Raw genomic sequence first — 20570 nt, forward strand, 5'->3', positions numbered from 1 at the left:
TTTGTGTCGGAGCTAGGCATCCAGGGTGGATGCGGTGCTACTTACAGGGGTACTCAGCTTTGAGTGCGAGCAATGCCATTAGCGTAGGTCTTTTCGTAGATAGATCAGAATGACCTTCAGAGTACTTGACGATTGCCTGCATGCCCATTTGATCAACGTAGTTTTCAGGCAAGCAAACACCTGGAAACTTGTTCACAACCCCTCCGGTAAGATATTGGAGAGTTTCACGCACCCCAGCAACAACACCCACGCAGTAACCCATATCAACTTGACTGTCGTCCGCAGCCATATGCGTCGTTTCAAAAAAGCGTAAGGCAAACTTGCATCCGTTTAAAAACCTTGCTCCGGCATTACTTTCCGCGAATACCGCATTGCTTGCCAGCGATCCAATTATCACCACCGCCGCTATCAAACTCCGCATGTCGTTCCCTCTTTGGTTTAGCGAGAACACTATCATGTACAAAAGAGCGACGCGAAAACCCATGCTGACGCAGCCCAGCGATTCGCTGCCAGAATGCCGGTGTGACTCTCAAAGCTCTCGGACTATTTCTTCTGCATGGCAGCGGAATTCGCTTTCCTCAAACGCTCGCTCATAACTTTTTTATCGTAGGCGTCCCTGGCTTTCATCGTTTCACCTGCTGCATTGATCCAGTTAGTGGCAGTGCAACCAGATATCACGGCTGTGTTGCTAAATACCATAGCAAGTAATAGGGCTCTTTTCATTGGATGCTCCAGAGATAAGACTCAAACATATATACGTTATTGATTTATTGAGATTTTCAAGTCCTCTAAGGACGCATACTCACCTGCTGCGTACGCACCAGTATAGATTTGGCCAGATCAATGTCGCTTATCAAAATTTCCGGATGCGAGTTACGAAATTCCATCATAGAAGCCTCAAGATATGGGCCTCTAATAGCCCCATCACTGGCTACGAAGCAGTTAGCATCGTCTTCGGTGGCTAAAACCAACTTTTTATCTCGCGAAGTCAAATAGGTAGTAGCTGAGGTTGTTCCGGAGGATATCGTTTCAGCCCAAAAATCATTGATAGCCATCGCGGACCCCGGCAACAGCATAAAAGAACAGCCAAATACAGCAAAGAACTTATGCATAAGCACCCTCTTCTAACTTATCCTTGAGAAAATTCGTACAGCCACACTTTAACGACTTATAGATCAATCCAACCCACCTCTACAAATCATCCAGAACTGTATCTAAAACCAAGCAAGCCACTCCAAAAGCCTCAACTAGTATCCAATGTTTGAATTCACCAGTTATGGCTGTGACCGCAAATGATATCCCGCAAGCGCCAATCAGAAGCTTCGGCCAAAGTCGCTGGTATGCCAGCCACAACTTGCTACGTTCAGTTGATGGAGCGGATTGCTCCGTCCGTTTGGGCCGCAGTCTGCCGTATTCCATAGCGTCATCGAAAACCGTATGAGCGTTTACCCCCTCTTTGGGATTTACCCTCAAAGAGCCTCTTTTCAGTCCTGCCCAAAGGAACAGACCTTGCCGCTGCTCACTGAGCTAGTACCAGCGGCTTCAGAGTGCAGCTCCATCAAGCCTTGCAAGATGAATCGATTCATCGTTATAGTATAACGCTCGCTAAGCCTTGACAACCCTAAGGTGATGAGAGTGAAAAACCTGGGATTGCCACTGGCGAGAGCTGTTTTCTTGGATAAGGATTAATCAATATGAAGTCGGCACAAATACTGGCAGCATCAGCTTTAACCACACTTATGCTAAGTGGTTGTTCAATATTAGACGCAGTGGATACACTGAGGTCTTTCAGTTCGGACCCACTTGTGAAAGCTGCTACTGAAGATGAAAGAGCTACAAAAAAATCTGTCATGGCCGTAGGAAAACAACCAACTAAAACCCAACCTACGAAGATGATTCAGGGCACGTGCTACGACTTCACATTAACAAACGGAGAGAAAACCTCCCCTTTTTACGTAGCATTTAACAAAAAGGATCAGGTGGTAGCAGCATCCTTTATAACCTGCGCTGAAGCGGAATCTAAAGGCGTAATTAATAATGAATTACCCCATATAGAACGAAAGAAATAATTTTTCCGCGCGTGATGGTCATGCGTACCTCCGCCACGAACTACCCCAGTTTCGGAGACATGACCGTCACTTATATCTAGCAAAGCTCAGCGTTCCAAATTTGCATCTCGCTTACGTAGTGTTGTGAGGTTTGCTTGCCCCTCTCCCTGTGACCATGCAGCGTCATTTTCGTTGTTTGGCTTCTTTGTGCCTGAGGATTAGGCGAGTTCTATCTGCCCATGGTCCGCCAAAAACTATGATTTCGGACGGCCTGCCGTAAAGGTGATGTAGCAAGAATGGTCCAGGACCAAAAGTAGCCGCATCTTCGCCAGGTAGCGCCGGATCGGTGCCCAGATATATGCCTGCGTGGTTTGGATGCGCCGTCCGGCCCACCTGCATAACGATCATGTCACCGCGCTGAGGACTGTCTACGCGCACGAAGCCGGCAGCATCGTATTGCCCTTCGTAGAGACTGGCGTTTTCTGCTAGCTCCCACCAGCCTTCGGTGCGCTGGAACGATTCGAACTCAAGCCCCCATTCACGCTGGTACCAGTCAGCGCATACCTGCCAGCAATCCCAGGCGCCGTGCACGAAAGGCCGCTTGAGCAGCGGTGTGCTACCCGTTGGTGTGATCGTGCGCAGATCGCCCTCTGGCCAGGACAATATGTGCCATGGCAGCGCCGTGGCCTCGCACATGGCCAGGTCATGCGGTGACGGCCTGCTGGTGGCGTCCGGGTGGGAGTGAACGATGCCGATCACTTCGCCCAAGTCTTCCGCCGCAGCGTAGTCCGCGGGATCGAGCCGGAACTCTTCGTTCGGATCCGTGGCGATGTTTCGGCAGGGGAAATACTTCTGGGCGCGTCCCATGGCAAGCAACAGACCGCAGCACTCTTTCGGGTACTCGGCGGCAGCGTGCACCTGGATGGCGGCGATGATGTGTTTGCGCATTCTTCAGCTCCGGGCAATGAGTGACACAGCGGGAAATCCACCGAATGAGTTTTCGTTGTTCTCGCCGAAGCGCAGCTTGCAGGACGATAGGCAGCCCTTGCATTGGTCCCGGGCGGGATCGGTCGTTGGGTTATCCTCGTCGTCGAACATGGCCGCGCCGGTGTAGCCGCAGTCCGGCCCCCGGTAACCATTGGTCATTGCCCAGTGGCAGAACGTCGTCATTTGGCGGCCAGGCAGCCCGTGGTTATCGATCTCGCCCGGGGAGGACAGCTCCCAGACCACGGCTTCTCCGTCCTCGCTGGTTTTCTGGTCGATGTACCATATCTCCAGCGCCTCCTGGGTAGGGTCGGCCGTTGGGTTGCCTTCTGGAAAGTTCACCGCATCCAGGTACTTGGCCAGGGTTTCGCGAACGGTCAACTTGAACTTCAGCAGGTCCTCGAAAGCCAGGCACAGCGCGGTGACGCGACCGTTGATGTTGCCGGCGGCGAACGTCGGGCGAGAGGCGGTGCCGTCGCTACTGGAAGAAATCCCTTCGATCTGGACCGGCCAGGCCGCGTATTCGGCGCCCTGCCACCAAATCGACTTAGCCGGCAGATCCGCTTCCGAGCCTTCATACGCCAGCAGTTCCTCGGGCGTGTGAGGGATGGCGTGGCCGTGAAAGCGCAGGTAATCCGCGCCGTACTCGGTCCCGTCAATTTCGAACAGGCGAATTTCGCCGCCGGGCTCCAGCTTCTGGATGTCCGTGATCAGTGCCATGGGTAGGTCTCAGGGATGAAAGGTTTGTTCGAAAGTGGCGGTGATAGCGTAGACCTGGCCCCCGCGGTGCACTGGCTTGTAGCCGTTGCACTTGTAGAGGCCCAGATCTCCCAGGGGTGGTTCCCATAGGAAACCCTTTGCCCCTTTGTGTCGATCGAGGAAAGCCATGATGTCCTTGATGCGGGGCTTGAGCCCGGTAAAGGTCACCGGCCAGGACTGCGATCGGTTGTTGATTCCGTCCTCCACCGACTGGGTGTACCCATCGCCAAACTGCTTGGTCCGGACACGCTGAGTTATTTCACCCTCCACGCCCTTCTCTGTTGCCCACGTAAATCGTTCGATTGCCATCAGCGCCCCTTGATTGCTTTGTTGATGACGCCGCCCTGGCCCATGTCCTTGTTGCGCATCTGCTGATACTTCTGCTCAACGAACGCGGCCAGTTCTTTGCCAAAGAGGTCATAGCCAGGTGTATCCGCATTCGATGAGGCGTTACCGTCGCCATCGATGTGCACCTCGACGTTGATCTGCGTACTGCCGGCCCCTCCGCCACCCATTGCTATTACGCCGAGCTTGCCGCTCGACGTTCGGCTCAGCGGCATAATCGCCTCTTCCCCGGCCTCACCCATTACACCGGTTTTGCCGTTGGCCATACCGAATGAGGTGGGTTTGCTGACGATGGTGTTGGTGAAGGCTCCCCCGTCGGCGAACATTTGCACACCGCCCGACCAAGCGCCGCCATTGGCCTGGGTAACGCCAGACCAGCCCGCCAAAACATCAGGGCTGTACCCTGCCGCGGTCGAGCCTGCTGACGTGGTAGCCCCGCCGCCAAAGTACGAGCCAGCGGCAGATATACCGAGCCCTACAAGTGAGCCGAGAAGCCCGGAGGCTGCTTGCCGGGTAGCGATGCGCGCCAGGTCCGCGAGAACCGACTTCGTGAAGTCAGCGAACGAGAACTTACCAGTCGTGGCGAAGTTCACTACTGCATCTTCCATGGAGCTGAACGCATTGCCGAATAGACTCTTGGTCTGCCCTGCTACGTTCTGCGCTGAATCCAGATAGTTGGCCCAGGCCGATGTCGCGCCCTTCGTCCAGTCGCCTTGGGCTGCCTCCACATCCGCGTAGTTCTGCCGGATTTGGTCGGTAGCCTTCTTATTCGCATCTGCGAGAGCTTGCGACTTGCGGGCAAACTCTTCATCCGACATGTTCCGCGACGGGTCGGAGCGCTGGTTTTCCAGTTCCAGCGATTGCTGAGCAAACCGATCTTGCTGGCTGTTCAACTGCCCGCTCAACGCGTTCTCGCGGTCACCCTGGCCTACACCCAATACGGCACGCTGCCCAGCGAGCTCCAGGGCGCGCTGTTGCTGACCCAGTGCTTGCACGTAGGAGCTGATCGCCCGCTCTTGCTTTGCCAGACGCCCGGTCTCATTGGTCGCCAGCACTTCAAGCTGGCTGTCAGCGTCTTTCTGCGCCTTGACCATCCCTGCGCGCGCGTCAGTGATCTTCTGGTCAAGCTGGATACTTTGCGCGGCCGATGTCGTCTTCTTGGCCTTGGTAGCTGCTAGGGCCGAGATCTCGGCCTCGTAGGCTGCCGTCACCTGGTCACGCTCGTTGCCTATCAGCGCCTGGCGACGGAGCAGGTAGTCAGCTTCGGAGACAAGCCCGGCCTTCTGCGCGGCCTCCAGCTCCTTCTGGTAGTTCTTGTAGGTATCGGTGATTGCGGCCAGGTCGTTCTTGGCGATGTTGAAGCTGGTCAGGTCGACCTGGTTTGAGGCGCCTTTCGGGTCTCTGTTCTTGTCCTGGAGTCCTTTAACCAGCGTGTCGTAAGCGCCACCAGAGAACTTGCTGCCGTCGTAGTTGACACCATCGAGCAGCGGCGACTTCTGACCGGTTTTCTCGGCACTCTCATATAGCGCCCGGAACTGGTCGTTGAGCTTCTTCAGTCCCGCCTGGCGCTTTGCCAGTGGGTTGACGTTATCGAGTTGCGCGTCCAGAGCTTTCTGAGCATCTATGGCCTTCTGGTTCGCATCGGTGTTTTCACCCGTGGCGATTGCCAGATTAGCGCTTGCCGTCTGTCTGGCCTTGAGTTCAACAAGTTTTTTCTCAAGCGCCTCAGTTGAGTCGTCATGCTCACCGGTGCCAAGACCAAGAGCCGAGTTCAAAGAACTCAGCCCGTTAGAGATGGCCCCCGCAAACCCGCCGCCCTTGCGCGTATCCAGCACTCGCTGAGTGATCTCGATCTGCTTTGCCAGGTCTGGGAATATCTCCGACCGGACTTCGGCGTAAGCGCCCTTGATGGCGTTCTTGATGTTGTCCCAATCGCGCTCTACGTCGGATAACGACTCGCGGTAGGTCTTCAGGCGCGTCAAGGCGGCCTGATTCAAATTTTCGCTGAGCACATCCAGGGCACGCTGGCTGTCGCCCTGGTCATCCAGCCCCTTGATCACCTGGTACTGCTCAAGGGTGATCAATCCGTACTGACTGCTGATCTTGCTGGCGGCTTCAGTTGCTGTATCGCCAGCGCTGGCAAAGGACTTGGCAAGTTCGCCAGCGCCCTGCCCGGTTACTTCACTCACGGCCGCAGCAGCTTCAGCCAGATTACGCATCTGCGTACCGCTTGTAGCTGCTCCGGATGCAAGCGAAACGACTGCCTCGCGCGCGCCGGACAGGTTGCCGGTGACGCGCCCGGCGCCGTCGGCCATGTCCTTAAGGCTGGCGATGGTCTGCCCAGCACCATTCGTACCGCCATTGATCGCGGCATTGAACTCGCGCGCCTGCTTCATCGCATCGAAGTAGGCGTAGCCCAGCGACCCAATTACAGCGACCAAAAGGCCGGCCGGGATCAGCATCCCTGCAAGGCTTTTCGCTGACTCACCAGCGCCGGCGCCCAATTGAGCAATGGCTCGCGCCCCGCTACCCAGGTCGCCAGCCTGAATGGCGTTGACGAGCTGCATTACGTTTTCCTGAGCCTGGCGGGTGCCGAGCTTCAGTTTGTCGAATGCACCGGCCGCCTCGGTGAGCCCTGCCCTATCCTTGCCGATCTTGGCCAAGGCTTCGTTGTAACGATCGGCGTCGATCTGACCCGTTTTATGCAGGTCGTTTAGCGCCTTCTCCTGCGCCTCCAGCTTCGCCAACTTGGCGGTCACTGGATCAATACCGTTGACGGTGCGCTTCAGTGCCTCAATCTGGCGATTCTCAGCCTCGATCAGCTTTTGCTTCTGGACCAGCTCTTTGGCTTCCGCCTTTTCAATCTTGTCGTAGGCCTTACCCAGGTGATCCTGGTACTTCGCCTGCTCCTCGATGGTGACCAATCCGCCCTTGCGGGCGCGCTCCAGCAAACCTTCGGCCTGAACCAGTGACTCCATGCTTGAGATATTGCCCGTCATCGCCTTGTCGAGTTGACTGATGACGGAGATTTCCGCTACTGCGCTGTCAGTTGCTTTGCGACTTGCTCCGGCTTGACGGTCCCTTGCCGCCGTCGATTTATCGATGCCTTGCGCAATGTCCGCTTCTGCCTGGGAAAGCTTTTTACCGGTGTTGGCCAGGCCTTCGCCTGTTTTGCCCAAGTCATCAATGGCCTTCTGGGCGCCTTCAGCGGAATCGACCAGTTTATCCAGATCATCAGCAGCCTTTGCGGCCTGCGACGACTCGACCGCAATACCCAGGGAAGCGAAATTGATGCTCATTTGTTTTCTCTCTGTTCCGCCATCACCTGCAGGGCTTCAGCCTCCATCCGCCGGAAGTCGCTGAAAATGGTTTGTCGCTGGCTGATCGGTACGCCGCACATCCGAATCACACCGGATAGAACGCTGTAGTCCATGCCTGTTGCGCCGCACGCGCCTGTGCGCCACTGGGTGCTCATGGCCTCGAAGACTTTGAAGGCCTCCCAGTTGTCGGGCCAGATTCCGACTTCCCTGTCGGGGATGTCCTGGCGCGATAAACCGAAGGCCATCAGATCTGCATCTGACGGCCCTGGCTCATACAGTACGCGCGAGGCGCTTAGGAGTTTCCCAAGCGGGCTTCGCTGAAGGCCTCGGCGTACGCGTTCAGCACTGCCTTGGGCGCCGAGTTGATCGAGTTAACGAGGATGCGCACGTTTTCAGGCGTGAAATCCTCTTCGATATCCCAGCCCACCACTACGTCCAGCAGCTGGTCTGCTTGCAGGGCGATCTGGGCAGCGGTGAAAGCCTTGAGGTCCATGTCGCCGACCAGCTTGCTCAGCTCGTCGTGCCGCTCGTTCCAGCCGGTATACAGCTCGGCAAGCGCGGTGCGGTCCAGGTACTTGAACTCAAACTCAACCTTTTCAGCGTTGTAGCCCGCGCGCTGGATCATCACCGGCGCCTTGAAAGTCGGCTTTTGGATCAGCTTGAACTTGGCCATGGGTTACACCACTGCTGCCGCATAGCGGGTTGGGCGGCCGGTCAGCGCCAGACTGATAACGCGGGTCATAAGATTGTTGCGGGACATGGTCGGCGTCGACGTGATCGACACGTAGCCGTTGTAGATGATGCTGCTGCCGCCAGGAAGGTTGAGCCGGAGCAGGCGCGCTTGCTTGTCGTCGTCGGCGGCCTCGCAGACCTCCACATAGGGCTTGGAAGGATCGTCAGCGACGGTGATGGTCAGCGTGATCGGATTTTTGGTGGTCGGCATCTGACGATCATCGTCGTCGGCCAGGAAGCCAAAGATCAGAAACTGCTGATCGCCGCCGCTGGAGTTCAGCTCGGTGATTTGCGAGATCTCGGTGAAACCGGTCACCTCCCGCACCGAGCCAATGCCTGAGCCGGCCGGATACTGCTGGACGTTGACGGTATTAACATTTTCCAGCGCGAAAGTGCCGCTGGCGATCTCGCCGACACGAACGCCTCGCCCTTCAAGGCGAGTCCAGCCGGAGTTGACGGCGATGACATCGCCTTCGGCCAGGCCATGCGCTGCAGCGGTAGCGACGGCTGGATTGGCGTTCGTCAAGGCGCTGAATGGGATCGCGGGGCCGTAGGTGGCTGCAATCTCGAAGGTAGCGCCGTTGGGCATTTGGATGCCGGCCATGGGTGTTTCCTCTTTTCAGAAATGACAAAACCCGCGCAGAGGCGGGTTTCGGGGTTTGCCCAACGGGCGTATTCAGGTGCCGATGTCGGCTCGATACTCGAACGACACCGGCACGGTATATGTGGGCGGATCAGGAATGCCCGGACCAGTATCAACTGGCGACATAGTAACGACAGTGAGGCCTGCCTTTGTGTCTCGCGCATAAAGCGGGAATAGCGTGGTCAACTCAGCCACAAGTGGGTTCGTCTTGGTCTTGCCGGTGCCGGCCGGGGCCACGATGCTGACCTGGTAGACGCCGATGAAAGCGCGGTGGTCGCCAGCAAGCGTATTGCTAGCGGTGTCGCCCGGGAGCATGAACGCCCGCAGATAGGTCTCAGCATCCGCCGGGTCGTACTGAGTATTTTCGAACACGACCTTGATGGGTACCGTCCGGGCCTTGCTCCAGGCAATCAGCTTGGCCTCGTAGATCGAAGCAATAATGGCGTGACTCATACCTGGTTGTTCCTTGTGGCTTCGTCGACGATCTGTTGGAAGCGGGCCAGAGTGATTCGGACCATGCCGCCGGGCGCCTGGGTTGAATGCCCATACTCCAGCGGGACGCCGTACGGAAGATTGTTCACGATGTAGGCTGTCTCGCCAGCCGTGAGCGCCTGGACCTGTAGTCGCAGCTTCGCCAGCGTTACACCACCAACCGGGTCGACCTGGTTAAGGGTGCCCTCCGCCGGCGTACCGATGGAAAACTGCCAGTTCCCACGAAACCGCCCACCGACGTAGTCCCTGCCCACGACCAACCCGTTCACGTTGAAGTTCTGGTCTCGCTCGGTCTTAGTCAGGGGCTTGGCGTACTTGACGCCGCGCCGCAGCTTACCGGCCTTGGTGAAGTTTGATTCGTTGAGGTTGATAATCGTGTTGCGCACTGCAACCTTGAAGTCGTAGTCGTCGGCTGCGCGGGTGTTGGTCTGGCGGTGAACAACGTTGGCTGCCCATATCTCTGGATTGCCCACCGGCGACATGCGGATGACGCTGCTGCCGATCTCGATCACAATCTCGCGGATGGTTGCATCGATACCAGCCTGAGCGCGCTCGGCGAAGTCGCGAATGTTCTCGGCAAAACTGCCGTTCATGCTCGCGTATTTGTTCGCCATGTCACTTCCTCAACTGAGCTGTCCAGGTGGCATCTGCCGGATCGGCAGACACATTCATCACCCGCAGGCCGTTGACGATATCGCCAATGGCCGGGGCAGCCGGTACCGCCGTCGGCACTCCAGCCTCAGACACGAACAGTTCGTTCTGCAGAGCCAGAAGCTTTTTGTCAGTGGTCTGGATGAGGGAGCCGTCGATTTCTTTGGACAGGTAGCTGCCCAGAACACCGCGCCCTGTGTACGTCACAGTGGTCTCCGGTGTTTCGCCTCCCAGGTCCGGGTCATACTCGCCAGCTACCTTGCGTACGCCTGTCACCGGCTTGACTGCATCGGCCAAGCCGTCGGGATCGTCGAACGCTTCAGCCAGTTCAGCCTGGATCTCTTCGCGCATGCCCATGATCAGATCCTTTTCAGCATCATCACGCCGGAACGCTTGATCCATGGCTCCAGCAGAGCCAGGGCGAAGTTGACGCTGGCCGACTGATCGGTGGAGCCGGCCACGTAGGTCTTGCTCACAGAGGTTCCGGACTGGGCTGATACCGTCTTGCTCTGCACTTCCTTCTGCGTGGACGTGTACAGCTTGCCCGCCGCCGCCTCTTTGGCGACCTGAGCGCCGGCTGTTTTGATCTCGGTCGGGACCGGATCGGGAACAACCCGCTTAATCTTGGCCGTGAGCCAGGCGTTGGCCATGGCCACAGCAAGGACCGGATCACCGGTGCCCGCCCAGTCAGGACCGAGCTGGGCGTCAACATCGGCAACGGTGATGAAGTCGGTCATGTGCTTGTCCTTATTCCGCTGGCACCAGGGCCTGCAGGTCTTCTTTCTTGGCAGTCGCGTCGAAGGCAATACCCTTCGCGGTCAACCACTCTTTCAGCTCGGGGACCTTCATTTTCAGAGGGTCGGTTTCAGGGGATTCCTGCTCCTTGCCGTCGGACACCTGGATGCCGACCGCTTGGTAAGCGTCAAAAATTTCCGGGGCATCGCCATCAACGACCACTTCGGTCGCGGAGCCGATTACGCCGAAAAACTCGCTCAGCAGGCGGTAGCACACGCCGCGCTCTTTGCCCGGCTTGTCCGTGTAGATCACTTTCATGAGTCACCTCAAAAGCACCCCGGCGCCATAAGGGCGCCAGGCTGTGTGGGCCAAGTTACGGCGTGGTGGTACCGCTGATCACAGCGGCGAACGGAACCTGCTTGCGGCTGAACACGCGCTGCCAGTTGGCAGCAGCGGCGTATTGGGTCGCGGTCGGGCTTAGGTTCTGAGCCTCGGAGCCCTTCCAGCTGAAGCCGGCAGGCTGGAGGATGTAAGTCTTCCGCTCCCACAGCACTTCGGCACCGCCACCGTTACCGCCGCCCGGCTTACGCTCCAGCTCTACCGGCACCTTCGGCGTGCCTTCGCCGTAACCGAAAGCGCCTTGGCCGAAGAACACGGACAGGTACTTGCCCGCGCCATATACCAGGGCATCGTCCATGAACACCGGCTTACCCAGGTAGGTGGCCAGGATGATCTTGCCGTCGGAGTCGCGCAGGTACTCGATGAGGTCCTGCTTGACCATCTGGTTCATCACCACCGAGTGCACGCCGATCGCGCCGAACTGGTCAGCGGCATCGCCAGCGGTGAACGCAGCATCCTGGAAGGCGTTCGCGCTGATGGTCGCGCCCGCGTCGATGACCATGTCACCGCCGTTGTTCGCGATGTTCGAGGCGATGATGCCGCGAGCCGCGCCGAGGGTGTAACGCTGCCACTGGCGGGTCCAGTAGGTGCCGAAGCGGTTGCGGATCTGCTGCTGAGGCTCGCTGTTCGCCAGCTCAGCGGTCAGGTCGGTGACGCCATAGCCTTTGTTGAGGTACAGGACGCGGGCACGCATGCTGTCTTGGGCAACCTTACCGACTTCGCCTTGGTCATTCGGGTCGTCGTTGCTGATGTTCGGTGCTTCATCAGCGTTCAGATCCTGCCAGTAGCTGATCTCGGCGGTACCCTGGCTGCCGGAGGCGATCGCGTCCAGCACAGGAGAGCGAGTCACGATGCCCGACTCGTATACAGCAGTCTTTTCCGGGCTGTTAACCGGCGCCAGCGAGGCGTAGTAGTCGCCGACGAAAATGTCGGTCAGTTGGGTAGTTGGCATGGATTAGGTTCCTTTGGTGGCCTGGATTTTCTTGAAGAGCTCAGGGTTGTCACGGGCGATCGCAGCGCGCTCGGTTTCCGTGTACTCGCCCCACTTTTTCGTGGCCTTGCCACCGTTGTCGCCGGTCTGCCCGGCACCCTGAGCCCTTGGCCATAGGTGTGTTGCTGTTTCACGCAGCGATTCCGCCCATTCGAGCGGCGACAGCGGGGTTTTCCCGTCCTTCCCGTAAACGACCTCGCCGTCACGGTCGGTGGCAATCGCCTCCCCATCTTCACTTAGTTTGAAAGTGCCCCGGGCGCGCAGGATGATGTCCTCGGCAGCCTCGGGGAGTGCGCCGGCCTTAATGGCAGCAGCGCGAATGGAGTCAGCCAGCACCTTGTCGCTGTATTTCGCAGCGAAGGCCTCGGCCTTGTCGGCTCGGGTCTTCTCCGCGGCGAGCTTGGTGTCGTAGTCCGTGCGCAGGCGCTCGGTACGTTTGGTGATGACCTCGTCGAGCTTGCCCTCAGCCAGCAACCGAGTTTCCTCGTCCTGCCCGACCTTGGTGAGCAAGGCCTTCACCGCATTGATGTCCAGTCCTTCGAACTGGGTCTTGAAGCCGTCCAGCTCTGTTTTAGTGGTCCGGAGCGAGCCAAGCAGCTCGGTGTTTTTGTTCTTGAGGCCCAGAGTGGCCGCTTCGACCGCCTCGGCGATCGCGGATTTAACTGCCGGGTCTTCAAGATCAATCTGGTTTTCGTCTGCCACTTGGTACACCCCTTGCGTTTGGTCGGCCCGCTTTGCAGGCATAAAAAAACCCCGGCAGGGCCGAGGTTATTGATAACTCAGAATTATTTTCAGTCCTGGCGAAGACCGCCATATGGCGCGACAGCAACTTGAATAGCTACCCTCCCTGCCAGTCCTATGCTCGGAAAATTAGCGATGTCTTTACCTGATAAATTGCGTAGGTCTCCAACAGTCTTGATGCCCTCATTGAGCAACGACATCCGCCAGCGCTTCTGGATACCTAGCTCATCAATGCTGATATCCGATAATGCGTCATGTCGGTCAGATTGTTCGATTAGCGCGGAGAGAATAGATTGCGCAGCTTTTTTACTGTCAGCTTCGACCAAGGCTTGCGTAGATGTCCCGTCATGCCTGGTGATTACGTAGCGGGTAACTTCACGAATTTTGTATTCGGGCTTCATAATGTCTTCTCCGGCCTGCGCACAGGCTGAGTAATGGGATGGCGACTTGACATCGCAAATCCAGCGTACTCCCTCACCAGAAAACCTACAAACGCTTTCCATTCTCCACCACACAGAGCCCGCGCAAGACCAAGTAATCGGCAAATTGCGTCCTGCTCGGCGCATAGGGCGGCGGCCGCATGCGAAAGCCTGGCGTATCTCGGTTGAGCCGCGTGCGCCGGCCATTGGGCTCAGTGCAATGCGTCGGCTCTTCGATCTTGAAGCTCTGCTCGGCGGCATATAGCTCGACCGCCAGCCGTACCTGGCCCCACTCAAGCTCAAAGGGCACGAACGTCTCGGATAGCGTCTGGTATTCGATCTTGCAGTCACGCCGAGGCCAGGCCATTGCCTGGTCAGGATTGGCCTTGCGCCCTCTCCACTGGCGACCGTTGATATCGACCGTAGCGCGCAGCAGAAGTTCGACCTGGTCAGCCTCAGCTTCAGGTATCCGGAACCCGTAGTAGTCGCGGTAGAAGGTCAGCTTCTCGAGCGGCACGAAGCTATTAGAAAACCTACTCCCCTGACCATGCTCGACTACCAGCACTCGTTCAGATATAAGCATCTCGCCAAAATACTCAATTAAGGAAGAAAAATGTACCGCTTTGTCTTAAGCGAACTTTACCCCACAAAAGGCTGTGAAGATGGCGCACTTCTTTTCTGCATACGCCACAAATCCGGCCTGAAAACTCTCATCGGATTCCAAGGCGTCTTGACACAGTCAAGCGCCCCTGTAGTGGTTCAGCTTACTGAAGAGTGTTCGCCGCTCATTCTGAATGAGGCACGGTGCGAGGTTGGAATTGCTACTTATGAGTTCCAAGAAGGAGAAGACCCGCACGTACTGATGCGCTCTGACATTCCCGGAGATTACAAAGTCGGATCCCTACAAATTTTTATCGGGAAAGAACCTCCCATGCTCAATAACGTATCGCGTGATTGGCCAGGTAGCATCTTAGGCTGACACCTAAAGATTCGCGCGTATGAACATGTCTGGCTCGGCCGCCCTCAGTTGTGCCAGGCTCAACGGTTTGAACGATTTATCAAGTTGCAGCTTGGCGAACTTCTCCGGCGTCAACCCACCGTCGCGGAACAACTTACCCCGGACCGGCCCTAGGGCATGATCCTGGAAGCTCGCCGATTGCGTTGCCAGCCACTCGTAATAATTCAGGCCTGCGTCGACTTGGGCCCCGCCATTATCGCCCACCGAGGAGCGCGTGGCGTCCTTCGCGAACATCTCCGAAAGCCTGGTGGTCGGCACCGTAGTTGACCGGCAGTTGATGTGCGCCGGTGGCAGCGGACCTTTGCCCAGGTCGAAGCGCATCCCGTCCAAGCCCTTGCACTGCTGCGAGGTCTTGCGGTCGAGCGTCGACACCCAGCGATAGCCCAGCACCACGTCGCTGTTGGCCTTTAGCGTCTCCATTCGTGCCGTGGTGGCTACGTGCTGGATTGCCGTCCGCACCACGGCAGCAGCATTGCGGTTGCTCACCGCCAGGACGCCATCCGTGAAGTTCTGCCCCGCCGTGCCGCGAATCGCTTGGATGATCTGAGCATTGGTCTGGCCCTGGCCGAAGCCTAGCCGGATCGTGTTCGTGACGCGCATCGTCTCGGTCCGCGTCCAGCCGCTGACGAAGCTCTTCAGCAGCTTGCCGCCGTCGATGCCCTTCACCTGCAGCGGATAGGAGAACACCGCCGCGCGGATCACCGCGTTGCTCGGCACCACGGCGTCGATGGAGAGCGCATTGCTTAGGCTGTTGGCCTCGAAGGTCGACTCATACAGAGCAATGTCGACCAGATCAGCCTGCACCAGGTCGCCGTAGGCCTTGTAGATATCCAGCAGCTTGCCATCCACCCGGGCCAGGAACTGCTCCAGGCGGTCCCGGCTGTAGGTGGTCAGCTCCTTGCGGGTCAACTGCTCCCGCACCACCGTGTCGATCTGGCGCAGGTACTTCTCGAACTTTTTGACCTCGCCAGCCTTAAGCCGCTCCAGCATTACCCAGTGGCGCGTCGTCTGCTCCAGCAGTTGGCTGTCCGCCTGCACCAGGTTTGTCGATGGCATCGTCTTTGTCCAAGTTGATGCCGGCCGACTCGCGCTCATCGCTGATCAGTTCGGCTTCGTCTTCGTATGGGCGCTCCGGCAACTTGCCGGTGGTGAGGTACTGCCAGTAGGTGTCGGCGCTGATCGTGCCGGCCATCACGCCTTTCAGCAGCTCAGCGAGCACCTGGGCGTCGACCACCGGGGTAACGAACTCAGGGTTAACCTTGAACTTGACCTGCTTGGGGTCGTAGCCCTTCCACTCGGCGGCGTATCGAAGGCCCTGCTCCACCGCCTCGGCCACAGTGATGACGATGCTGTGCAACGTGGCGTGCTGGTCGTTCTGGCGCGTCTTCCGGGCCTCCCCCGACTCAGTGCCGCCCACGTCCATGACCTTGGCGCCGGCTTCAAGCGCGGCGTTCTTTTGGTCATCCATTGCCTTGCGGACAGCTTCGATGCCGGCGCCCTGAAACTCAAGGTAGCCGCAGGAGCCCGTCGGACCAAGATCCCAAGCAGCGGATGGGCCGGTGACGCTCAGCTCCACATCATCCATCCCTGCTACCCACGGCTGTGGATGGCTGGTGTAGTGCAACGACGTGAAGTAGTCAGCGCTCAACTGGTAGGACTTCAGCGCGGCCCGTGCCATGGTCAGCAACGGTACCTCGTCGACGTCCGGCGAGTTGTCGGTCGATCCGCAGTAGATCACCGGCAAGTACGACAGGCCTTTGACCAGGCGGTTGTCCGTACCTGTTGTGCCCAGTGGTTTCTCATCCTCGACGAGCTCACCGCCCTCATTACGCACAGCAGTGTGGCAAACGTCGCCCTGCATGAAGAACTCTCGGAACACCGTGTCGCAATCATGGCTGTAGCGATCCCCGCCTTTCTTGCGGAACTCGCGGAACACCGAAAGCACCAGGTCTTGCCGGCCACCTTGATCAGCGGTATCCCAGTTAATCGCGTTGCGGGTGGCGTACGTGGAGAAATACGGCTCGCCGCTCTCATCAATGTTCACCACCAGCGGCACCCGGCCGTGGGAAATGGCCTGGCGCACCATGCGGAAGAACAATTGCTTCAGGCCGAAGCCATCCGCCGTAGCGTTGTCCTCCAACCCCTTCAGACCGGAAGGCAGCTCAATCTCAGGGATAAGCCTGGAGACCAGGCCCATCATCGAGCGCAGCGAGTCGCGCACCCAGTGCTCGTACTGAGCCCGATTGGTGTAGTTCTGATACAGGTACTTGTTGCCGACGCCGTCGAGCTTTTCAGCCTCAACCATGCCGCTCGGCTTTGGCAGATTGCGCTCATTGCGCTTCACGGCGCACTCGCCCTCGAGCGCGTCGTCCATCATCTCCCACTCGGCAATGTGCGCGTCGTAGTCGGGGTTTGTCGATTGCACTGGCATCAGGCCAAGCCTCCAATTCGGCGTGTTCCGCCTGTGCGTTTGCGTCGGCCCATCGAGACGGCGAAGTAGCGGAAGGCGTCCGCGCCGTGCGATGACCAGTCGTGAAGTGGTTTGTCTTTCCAGCAGCCCCGCTTGTCGTCCCACTCCTTTCGGTAGTTCTCCAGACAGGAAATACCCAGCTCGCACTTGGACTCATCGAAGGCACAGGCCGGAAGGATCTCCCGAACCTGCTCAATGCCTTCGTCGATGCCGAGCTTTGGAACAACGCTGAACTTGAGGCTGTATTTATGTCCGTCGATCTCGTAGCCCTCACGGGCCAGTTCGCGCCGGGTCTTGCCGTCGCTGCCGAATTCGCGGTTGTCGATGTCGTGCGGGCCCCAGTGATCGCCATACGTGTATTTGCGATCCTTGAGCACCTTCATGTAGTGCCGCAGGCCTTCGCCGCTGTTCTCGTAGAAATCGATGACGTGGTATTCCTCGCCGACGATCCGAACGAACCAGATGGCCGTGGAGTCGCCGACGCCGATATCCCAAATCGTGTGGACCGGCAGATGACTGTTGTCCGGTAGCGGGCCGATCCTCTGCGCGCCATACAGCTTGGTGAACTGCTTGGCATAGTAGGCGCCCTCGATCGACTGCTGAAAGGCTTCCGCCGGCAGTGACGGGTATTCCCGCTTCATGTCGTCGCCAAGAGTCTTCTCCTTGGCGGCGTACCAGGCTCGCTGGCCTGGGTTCGTGTCAATGCCGTGCTTCGCGAACAGCTCGTTGAAGTAGTCGGTCAGGCGCTGCGGGAGGACAACGTCAGTCGGGTCAAGCCAGTAGGCCTTGTTCTTCCACCAGGAGAAGAAGAAAAACTTCCAATCCAGCTTGCCGAGCGGTGCACCGGCCAGTTGCTGCCGTTCCGCGCTCTGCGAGTAATCGAAGAAGTAGCCCGCCCGGCCCTCCGCCGTCGATTCAATCGTGACAAAGCAATCGGTGGCGACGGCCTCGAAGGCGCCGGTGACGATCTCCCGCGCCTTGTGCGGAAACTTGGCGCAGATCTTCCCGAACTCGGATACGTGCAGATACCGTAGAGTCCCGCCCCGGAAGGACGTGGACACGTAGAGCGATCCGCCCTTGCTAAACACAAGCTCACCAGCAGCATCGTTAGAAGCAGGGTTGGCAGCGCGTATCTCAGCAGGAAGGTTGTCGTAGGCATATTTGACCTTCTCCCGGAACAGGCGCTTTGCGTCGTTCAGGGTGTGAGCGATCAGGGCGCACTTGGCGGACTCGAACAGGGCCGCGTCGAGCTGGATGATGCAGCACTCTGTTGTGAAGCCGAGCTGCCGGGCCTTCAGAATGATGTTCCGAGTGTGCATCCCGTCGAAGTATTCGATCTGCTCATCCGTCATCCGGAAGCGGACCTTCTTGCCCTGCTTGTCCGTGATGAAGTAGAGGTTGTTCAACCGCCAGCGCTTATCCCGGAGCAGCTTCAAGTGCTCGGGCTTCATGTCAGGCTTCCTTCGATAGATCGTCCATCAGTTTCGAGAGCGCGTCGGCGTCGCTGTTGCCGCCTTTGGTGTCGAGGTCATAGGCCTGGCGTTCCAGGGCAACCAGCGTCTTCAGGGTTTCGGCCAGTTCCTTCATCGTCTTAGTTCGGCCTGGTAGGCTGATCACCTTGCTATACAAATCGTTGCGCTTATCGAAGCCGTTGTCATCCGGGTCGCGCATCAGCTCGCCCAGTTGGTCATACAGCTCGCGGTTATCTGTCAGGCCTTCTAGTTCGTCCAGCAGCTTGTTGGTGAGCCGCCGGCCGCGAGAGATGTCGCCCCGGTGAGCCATCCGCACATTGGCGATGACCTCGGCGTTAACCTCGATGATCTCTCTTTCGGTATCCGCCTGTTTGGTGGATACCTCAGTGGATACCGTGCGTTTGGATACCAGCGAATCAGCCTTAGCCTGGATCTTCGCCTTGAGGTCTCGCTCCCATCCATCCCGCTTGGCGCGCTTGTTGATTGCTCCGTGAGTGATGCCTTGGGTTGATGCGATCTCACGAATAGAAAGCAGACCGGCCCGGTAGGCACGTTCGATCGCCTCCCAGTCGGGCTGCTTGGTTGTCATGGGGAATCCTTAGTCTTGGCTGTCCAGCAGCACATCAATCAGCTTCTGCTCACCCAGGCGCATAGCCCCAAGACATTGCAGGTCGTCACACTTTGGGCCGAGACCGAACACGGTCACCTCTCCCTTGGCGCCGATCAAGGTCAGCGCACCCACTGTGCATTCGGGATGCTCGCCGGCATCAAGGTCATCGGCGATCTTGCGCAGGGTCTTGGCGGCATCGCGCCAGTCCTCCCGTTTGAACTCCAGAACCTTCACGGTCATGCAATCACCTGCTGAAGCCACTCTTCAATGATCCGCTGCACTACTGGCTCGGTCAGGATGGACGAAGGCTTGTTGCCATCAATCACCGACTGCACCAGGGCGTGCGGGAGTACGTGAGCACCATCACTGGCTACCACCATAAGGTGCGGGCGCTGCTCAGCGATGTCATGGATGGTCGCGGTCATTGCGTCACCATCTGGTGTGTCTGTGCATGGGCGTGACCGTGGAGCAATCCAACGATCAGGCCTTGGGGCAGACCGGCTTCCTTGGCGGCATCTACAGCGTCGGCAATGGCCTTGTCGAGAGCGCTTACCGCAGCGTTTATGTCCGGACTCATTGGCAGTGCGTGGCGCAGCCGGGTGACGTTGCTCATCTGTAAAACCTCGCGCCACGATTTGGCGCATTCGAAAACGTGGCGCGCATTACTGAGCTGCCCGATTGAGAGCTTCATCCGCTTTATCAACGGCTTGGGCGGCGGTAGTAGCAGCCTTGGTGGCCTTGTCGGCGGCAGTGCCGGTCTTGCGGGTCAGCTCTTCAAGGCGCTTGTCCCGCTCCTCCATCGCTGTGTCGTAGGCCTTGCGAACATCAGTGATCTGGTTGCTCTGCTTATCAGCGAGTGCCCAGTAAGCAGCCTGGTAGCCAAGGACAGCACCACCACCTACCAGCAGCAAAGCAATAGCCCAGACCTCAGTCCGCCTCCACCAACGCCGTGCGATGAACTCCAATGCGCATCTATCCATCAGGCGATACCTCCCAGCTTGGTGCGCAGGCGAGTGATCTCGTCGCTCTGTTGCGTCACGCGGTCAGTGAGTTGAGCGACCTGGCTGGTCAGCGCCTCGATCTTGCCTTCCATGCGCCCAACAGCGGCCGCCAAGTCATTCCGCTCTTTCGCGAATTGATCGGCGCGGGCCTCGGCTTCTTTGCGTGCGGCGCGCTCCTGGTTCAGCAGCTCGTTCAGGCGCTTGAGTGTGCCGATATCGGCGCTGTCCATCGCGCGGTCAGTCGCATCCTTTGAAAGGAACCGGCGCAGCCATAGCAGGCCGCCCAGCACAACGGTGGCACTACCGCCCAGCCAGGTAGCTGTGCCTGGGCCGAGGTCAGTAGGATCCATCGTCGCTCCATGAAGAAAATGGCCTTGGCCAGAATAGGTCAGCCCCAACTGCACTTTCAGCAATGAATATGGGTGTGGTAGGACCGAAAACGAAAAGCCCCAAAAAATGGGGCTAAAATTTTGATTAAAGTGCCTAAAATGCAGCGAGAACCTGTTGGAATTACTTTGGCTTTTGTAGCCCTGGCCCTTTCCTGATACTCACCGAATCATCAGGTTCAGGGTCCGGATGTAGCAGTTTCTCCAGCGACTCCAAGTAAGCAATTTCCTTTTCGGCGTCGTCCTCTGAAGAGAATATCCGAAACGTAACCCCGTCTTTGAGCACGGCCCAAACATAAACCCCATATCCAAGGGGAAAGGGTTCAACGAAAACGTCTTTTGTTAATTTCTCTT

Annotated in this window: 30 protein-coding genes; 2 read left to right on the plus strand and 28 right to left on the minus strand. The window is 58.0% G+C overall.

What is annotated here, in order from left to right; genetic code table 11:
• Positions 1–37: 37 nt before the first annotated feature.
• From LJX92_RS15050 to LJX92_RS15060, 3 genes are all read right to left on the minus strand, one after another.
• On the minus strand, positions 38–421 hold the full coding sequence (locus LJX92_RS15050) for a Rap1a/Tai family immunity protein (protein ID WP_228308519.1): 384 nt from the start codon (positions 419–421) through the stop codon (positions 38–40).
• A gap of 122 nt (positions 422–543) precedes the next feature.
• Positions 544–723: a hypothetical protein gene (locus tag LJX92_RS15055; protein ID WP_228308520.1), complete on the minus strand. Its 180-nt coding sequence runs from the start codon at positions 721–723 to the stop codon at positions 544–546.
• A gap of 65 nt (positions 724–788) precedes the next feature.
• Positions 789–1112 carry a DUF2388 domain-containing protein gene (locus tag LJX92_RS15060; protein ID WP_228308521.1) on the minus strand — a complete coding sequence of 108 codons (324 nt, stop codon included), beginning with the start codon at positions 1110–1112 and terminating at the stop codon, positions 789–791.
• A gap of 582 nt (positions 1113–1694) precedes the next feature.
• On the opposite strand from LJX92_RS15060, the gene LJX92_RS15065 reads away from it, so the two are divergent.
• A complete protein-coding gene (locus tag LJX92_RS15065; RefSeq protein ID WP_228308522.1) occupies positions 1695–2069 on the plus strand; it encodes a hypothetical protein in 375 nt (124 codons plus the stop codon).
• Positions 2070–2231: 162 nt separating this feature from the next.
• On the opposite strand, the gene LJX92_RS15070 is transcribed toward LJX92_RS15065, so the two are convergent.
• The 16 genes from LJX92_RS15070 to LJX92_RS15145 form a co-directional block, all read right to left on the minus strand.
• Positions 2232–2996, minus strand: a complete 765-nt coding sequence (locus tag LJX92_RS15070; protein ID WP_228308523.1) for a C40 family peptidase — start codon at positions 2994–2996, stop codon at positions 2232–2234.
• Positions 2997–2999: 3 nt separating this feature from the next.
• Positions 3000–3752 (minus strand): phage minor tail protein L, encoded by a 753-nt coding sequence (locus LJX92_RS15075; RefSeq protein WP_228308524.1) that lies wholly within the window; start codon positions 3750–3752, stop codon positions 3000–3002.
• Between the two features lie 9 nt (positions 3753–3761).
• Positions 3762–4100, minus strand: coding sequence for a phage tail protein (locus LJX92_RS15080; RefSeq protein WP_034136297.1), 339 nt, complete (start codon positions 4098–4100; stop codon positions 3762–3764).
• A complete protein-coding gene (locus LJX92_RS15085) occupies positions 4100–7435 on the minus strand; it encodes a phage tail tape measure protein (RefSeq protein ID WP_228308525.1) in 3336 nt (1111 codons plus the stop codon). Before LJX92_RS15085 ends, LJX92_RS15080 begins: the two co-directional genes overlap by 1 nt.
• Complete coding sequence (locus tag LJX92_RS15090; RefSeq protein WP_103734558.1) at positions 7432–7701, minus strand: DUF1799 domain-containing protein; 270 nt, start codon at positions 7699–7701, stop codon at positions 7432–7434. The genes LJX92_RS15085 and LJX92_RS15090 overlap by 4 nt, the downstream gene beginning before the upstream one ends.
• A gap of 47 nt (positions 7702–7748) precedes the next feature.
• A complete protein-coding gene (locus LJX92_RS15095; RefSeq protein ID WP_228308526.1) occupies positions 7749–8129 on the minus strand; it encodes a phage tail assembly chaperone in 381 nt (126 codons plus the stop codon).
• 3 nt (positions 8130–8132) lie between these two features.
• Positions 8133–8792: a phage tail protein gene (locus LJX92_RS15100; protein ID WP_228308527.1), complete on the minus strand. Its 660-nt coding sequence runs from the start codon at positions 8790–8792 to the stop codon at positions 8133–8135.
• Between the two features lie 72 nt (positions 8793–8864).
• On the minus strand, positions 8865–9284 hold the full coding sequence (locus LJX92_RS15105; RefSeq protein ID WP_228308528.1) for a phage tail terminator-like protein: 420 nt from the start codon (positions 9282–9284) through the stop codon (positions 8865–8867).
• Positions 9281–9937: a hypothetical protein gene (locus LJX92_RS15110; RefSeq protein WP_228308529.1), complete on the minus strand. Its 657-nt coding sequence runs from the start codon at positions 9935–9937 to the stop codon at positions 9281–9283. Before LJX92_RS15110 ends, LJX92_RS15105 begins: the two co-directional genes overlap by 4 nt.
• Position 9938: 1 nt before the next feature.
• Positions 9939–10331, minus strand: a complete 393-nt coding sequence (locus LJX92_RS15115; RefSeq protein WP_228309910.1) for a hypothetical protein — start codon at positions 10329–10331, stop codon at positions 9939–9941.
• 2 nt (positions 10332–10333) lie between these two features.
• Entirely contained in the window at positions 10334–10711 is a 378-nt protein-coding gene (locus LJX92_RS15120) for a DnaT-like ssDNA-binding protein (protein ID WP_228308530.1), read from the minus strand.
• A 10-nt stretch (positions 10712–10721) separates the two neighbouring features.
• Positions 10722–11027 carry a HeH/LEM domain-containing protein gene (locus LJX92_RS15125; RefSeq protein WP_228308531.1) on the minus strand — a complete coding sequence of 102 codons (306 nt, stop codon included), beginning with the start codon at positions 11025–11027 and terminating at the stop codon, positions 10722–10724.
• A gap of 55 nt (positions 11028–11082) precedes the next feature.
• Positions 11083–12060 (minus strand): major capsid protein, encoded by a 978-nt coding sequence (locus tag LJX92_RS15130; protein ID WP_228308532.1) that lies wholly within the window; start codon positions 12058–12060, stop codon positions 11083–11085.
• Between the two features lie 3 nt (positions 12061–12063).
• Positions 12064–12801 (minus strand): hypothetical protein, encoded by a 738-nt coding sequence (locus LJX92_RS15135; protein ID WP_228308533.1) that lies wholly within the window; start codon positions 12799–12801, stop codon positions 12064–12066.
• Positions 12802–12890: 89 nt separating this feature from the next.
• On the minus strand, positions 12891–13241 hold the full coding sequence (locus LJX92_RS15140) for a DNA-directed RNA polymerase subunit alpha C-terminal domain-containing protein (RefSeq protein ID WP_228308534.1): 351 nt from the start codon (positions 13239–13241) through the stop codon (positions 12891–12893).
• An 85-nt stretch (positions 13242–13326) separates the two neighbouring features.
• Positions 13327–13776 (minus strand): DnaT-like ssDNA-binding protein, encoded by a 450-nt coding sequence (locus LJX92_RS15145; RefSeq protein WP_228308535.1) that lies wholly within the window; start codon positions 13774–13776, stop codon positions 13327–13329.
• A gap of 96 nt (positions 13777–13872) precedes the next feature.
• On the opposite strand from LJX92_RS15145, the gene LJX92_RS15150 reads away from it, so the two are divergent.
• Positions 13873–14238, plus strand: a complete 366-nt coding sequence (locus LJX92_RS15150) for a hypothetical protein (protein WP_228308536.1) — start codon at positions 13873–13875, stop codon at positions 14236–14238.
• A gap of 3 nt (positions 14239–14241) precedes the next feature.
• On the opposite strand, the gene LJX92_RS15155 is transcribed toward LJX92_RS15150, so the two are convergent.
• From LJX92_RS15155 to LJX92_RS15195, 9 genes are read right to left on the minus strand one after another with little or no spacing between them, the layout of a single operon-like run.
• Complete coding sequence (locus LJX92_RS15155) at positions 14242–15333, minus strand: minor capsid protein (protein ID WP_416309118.1); 1092 nt, start codon at positions 15331–15333, stop codon at positions 14242–14244.
• Positions 15251–16708 carry a DUF4055 domain-containing protein gene (locus tag LJX92_RS15160; protein ID WP_228308537.1) on the minus strand — a complete coding sequence of 486 codons (1458 nt, stop codon included), beginning with the start codon at positions 16706–16708 and terminating at the stop codon, positions 15251–15253. The genes LJX92_RS15155 and LJX92_RS15160 overlap by 83 nt, the downstream gene beginning before the upstream one ends.
• On the minus strand, positions 16708–18198 hold the full coding sequence (locus LJX92_RS15165) for a terminase (RefSeq protein WP_228308538.1): 1491 nt from the start codon (positions 18196–18198) through the stop codon (positions 16708–16710). Before LJX92_RS15165 ends, LJX92_RS15160 begins: the two co-directional genes overlap by 1 nt.
• A gap of 1 nt (position 18199) precedes the next feature.
• A complete protein-coding gene (locus LJX92_RS15170) occupies positions 18200–18808 on the minus strand; it encodes a hypothetical protein (protein ID WP_228308539.1) in 609 nt (202 codons plus the stop codon).
• A gap of 9 nt (positions 18809–18817) precedes the next feature.
• Positions 18818–19069 (minus strand): hypothetical protein, encoded by a 252-nt coding sequence (locus tag LJX92_RS15175; protein ID WP_008431846.1) that lies wholly within the window; start codon positions 19067–19069, stop codon positions 18818–18820.
• The gene (locus LJX92_RS15180; protein WP_228308540.1) at positions 19066–19254 is read right to left on the minus strand and encodes a hypothetical protein; all 189 of its coding nucleotides are present in this window, start codon (positions 19252–19254) and stop codon (positions 19066–19068) included. Before LJX92_RS15180 ends, LJX92_RS15175 begins: the two co-directional genes overlap by 4 nt.
• Positions 19251–19442, minus strand: coding sequence for a hypothetical protein (locus LJX92_RS15185; protein ID WP_228308541.1), 192 nt, complete (start codon positions 19440–19442; stop codon positions 19251–19253). The genes LJX92_RS15180 and LJX92_RS15185 overlap by 4 nt, the downstream gene beginning before the upstream one ends.
• 49 nt (positions 19443–19491) lie before the next feature.
• A complete protein-coding gene (locus LJX92_RS15190) occupies positions 19492–19809 on the minus strand; it encodes a hypothetical protein (RefSeq protein ID WP_228308542.1) in 318 nt (105 codons plus the stop codon).
• The gene (locus LJX92_RS15195) at positions 19809–20180 is read right to left on the minus strand and encodes a chemotaxis protein (RefSeq protein WP_025856073.1); all 372 of its coding nucleotides are present in this window, start codon (positions 20178–20180) and stop codon (positions 19809–19811) included. Before LJX92_RS15195 ends, LJX92_RS15190 begins: the two co-directional genes overlap by 1 nt.
• Positions 20181–20570 lie beyond the last annotated feature (390 nt).

The organism is Pseudomonas sp. HN8-3 (genome assembly GCF_020790195.1).
In the GTDB taxonomy this organism is placed as follows: domain Bacteria; phylum Pseudomonadota; class Gammaproteobacteria; order Pseudomonadales; family Pseudomonadaceae; genus Aquipseudomonas; species Aquipseudomonas synxantha_A.

Bases quoted from the DNA above. Each gene is read 5' to 3' on its own strand.
- LJX92_RS15115 (WP_228309910.1), bottom strand. From the start codon at position 10,331: ATGGGCATGCGCGAAGAGATCCAGGCTGAACTGGCTGAAGCGTTCGAC.
- LJX92_RS15090 (WP_103734558.1), bottom strand. From the start codon at position 7,701: ATGGCCTTCGGTTTATCGCGCCAGGACATCCCCGACAGGGAAGTCGGA.
- LJX92_RS15080 (WP_034136297.1), bottom strand. From the start codon at position 4,100: ATGGCAATCGAACGATTTACGTGGGCAACAGAGAAGGGCGTGGAGGGT.
- LJX92_RS15055 (WP_228308520.1), bottom strand. From the start codon at position 723: ATGAAAAGAGCCCTATTACTTGCTATGGTATTTAGCAACACAGCCGTG.
- LJX92_RS15085 (WP_228308525.1), bottom strand. From the start codon at position 7,435: ATGAGCATCAATTTCGCTTCCCTGGGTATTGCGGTCGAGTCGTCGCAG.
- LJX92_RS15065 (WP_228308522.1), top strand. From the start codon at position 1,695: ATGAAGTCGGCACAAATACTGGCAGCATCAGCTTTAACCACACTTATG.
- LJX92_RS15125 (WP_228308531.1), bottom strand. From the start codon at position 11,027: ATGAAAGTGATCTACACGGACAAGCCGGGCAAAGAGCGCGGCGTGTGC.
- LJX92_RS15160 (WP_228308537.1), bottom strand. From the start codon at position 16,708: ATGCCAGTGCAATCGACAAACCCCGACTACGACGCGCACATTGCCGAG.
- LJX92_RS15060 (WP_228308521.1), bottom strand. From the start codon at position 1,112: ATGCATAAGTTCTTTGCTGTATTTGGCTGTTCTTTTATGCTGTTGCCG.
- LJX92_RS15105 (WP_228308528.1), bottom strand. From the start codon at position 9,284: ATGAGTCACGCCATTATTGCTTCGATCTACGAGGCCAAGCTGATTGCC.
- LJX92_RS15175 (WP_008431846.1), bottom strand. From the start codon at position 19,069: ATGACCGTGAAGGTTCTGGAGTTCAAACGGGAGGACTGGCGCGATGCC.
- LJX92_RS15130 (WP_228308532.1), bottom strand. From the start codon at position 12,060: ATGCCAACTACCCAACTGACCGACATTTTCGTCGGCGACTACTACGCC.
- LJX92_RS15070 (WP_228308523.1), bottom strand. From the start codon at position 2,996: ATGCGCAAACACATCATCGCCGCCATCCAGGTGCACGCTGCCGCCGAG.
- LJX92_RS15165 (WP_228308538.1), bottom strand. From the start codon at position 18,198: ATGAAGCCCGAGCACTTGAAGCTGCTCCGGGATAAGCGCTGGCGGTTG.
- LJX92_RS15100 (WP_228308527.1), bottom strand. From the start codon at position 8,792: ATGGCCGGCATCCAAATGCCCAACGGCGCTACCTTCGAGATTGCAGCC.
- LJX92_RS15075 (WP_228308524.1), bottom strand. From the start codon at position 3,752: ATGGCACTGATCACGGACATCCAGAAGCTGGAGCCCGGCGGCGAAATT.
- LJX92_RS15185 (WP_228308541.1), bottom strand. From the start codon at position 19,442: ATGAGCAACGTCACCCGGCTGCGCCACGCACTGCCAATGAGTCCGGAC.
- LJX92_RS15150 (WP_228308536.1), top strand. From the start codon at position 13,873: ATGTACCGCTTTGTCTTAAGCGAACTTTACCCCACAAAAGGCTGTGAA.
- LJX92_RS15050 (WP_228308519.1), bottom strand. From the start codon at position 421: ATGCGGAGTTTGATAGCGGCGGTGGTGATAATTGGATCGCTGGCAAGC.
- LJX92_RS15190 (WP_228308542.1), bottom strand. From the start codon at position 19,809: ATGGATAGATGCGCATTGGAGTTCATCGCACGGCGTTGGTGGAGGCGG.
- LJX92_RS15195 (WP_025856073.1), bottom strand. From the start codon at position 20,180: ATGGATCCTACTGACCTCGGCCCAGGCACAGCTACCTGGCTGGGCGGT.
- LJX92_RS15095 (WP_228308526.1), bottom strand. From the start codon at position 8,129: ATGGCCAAGTTCAAGCTGATCCAAAAGCCGACTTTCAAGGCGCCGGTG.
- LJX92_RS15155 (WP_416309118.1), bottom strand. From the start codon at position 15,333: ATGCCATCGACAAACCTGGTGCAGGCGGACAGCCAACTGCTGGAGCAG.
- LJX92_RS15110 (WP_228308529.1), bottom strand. From the start codon at position 9,937: ATGGCGAACAAATACGCGAGCATGAACGGCAGTTTTGCCGAGAACATT.
- LJX92_RS15140 (WP_228308534.1), bottom strand. From the start codon at position 13,241: ATGAAGCCCGAATACAAAATTCGTGAAGTTACCCGCTACGTAATCACC.
- LJX92_RS15120 (WP_228308530.1), bottom strand. From the start codon at position 10,711: ATGACCGACTTCATCACCGTTGCCGATGTTGACGCCCAGCTCGGTCCT.
- LJX92_RS15180 (WP_228308540.1), bottom strand. From the start codon at position 19,254: ATGACCGCGACCATCCATGACATCGCTGAGCAGCGCCCGCACCTTATG.
- LJX92_RS15170 (WP_228308539.1), bottom strand. From the start codon at position 18,808: ATGACAACCAAGCAGCCCGACTGGGAGGCGATCGAACGTGCCTACCGG.